Below are 694 nucleotides of genomic sequence, written 5' to 3'. Positions count from 1 at the left end.
CCCCCGCCGCGTCGAACGTGCGCCCGTCCAGCGTCACCGGGCCCACCAGCCTGCCGGCGACCACCGACGTGCCCGTGGCCGACAGCGCCACCGCCGACAGCAGCGTGCCCTCCGCCGCGCCATCGAACGTCCGCGTCCAGAGCGCCGCACCGTCCGCCGCGTAGCGCACCAACTGCGGCGTGTGGGCCTGCGTCGTCCACTCCTCGCCCAGGGCCACCACGCCACCGGCCGCGTCCGCCGCCAGCGCGTAGACCTTCTGGCCCACGCGGCGCTGCCACTCGGGCGCGCCGTCCGCGGAGAACTTCACCAGGAAGCCATCCTGCGCCTCGCCCAGCCCGAAGTCCGCCGAGTACAGGAACGCGTTGCCGGACAGGAACACCGCGCCGTCCGCGCCCGTGGAGCCCGCCACGCGAAGGTCCGACAGGCGGTTGCGCTCGAACTCCTTCGCCCACGCCCGCGTCCCGTCCGCCGCGTAGCGCGACAGCGTCAACACCAGCCGCTCACCATCCACCGGGTCCCGGTCCTCATCCGAGCGCGGCGTGCCGGACGTCACCCACAGCACGTCCCCGCCCCGCCCCACCGCCAGCCCGGAGCCCGTATCGTCCTGCGGGCCGCCCAGGGTCTCCGACCAGGGGCTCACCGCCGGAGCCGCCGGGGTGGGGACTTCCGCCGTGGGAGCATCCGTTGGCGCCTG

At 75.5% G+C, this 694-nt stretch carries 1 pseudogene; it reads right to left on the bottom strand.

From position 1 onward, the window contains the following. Positions 1 to 694: pseudogene (locus D7V88_RS41975) on the bottom strand (hypothetical protein); the annotation flags it as partial.

It is taken from the genome of Corallococcus terminator (genome assembly GCF_003611635.1).
Taxonomy (GTDB): domain Bacteria; phylum Myxococcota; class Myxococcia; order Myxococcales; family Myxococcaceae; genus Corallococcus; species Corallococcus terminator.
This window is presented reverse-complemented; position numbering and strand designations above follow the sequence as displayed.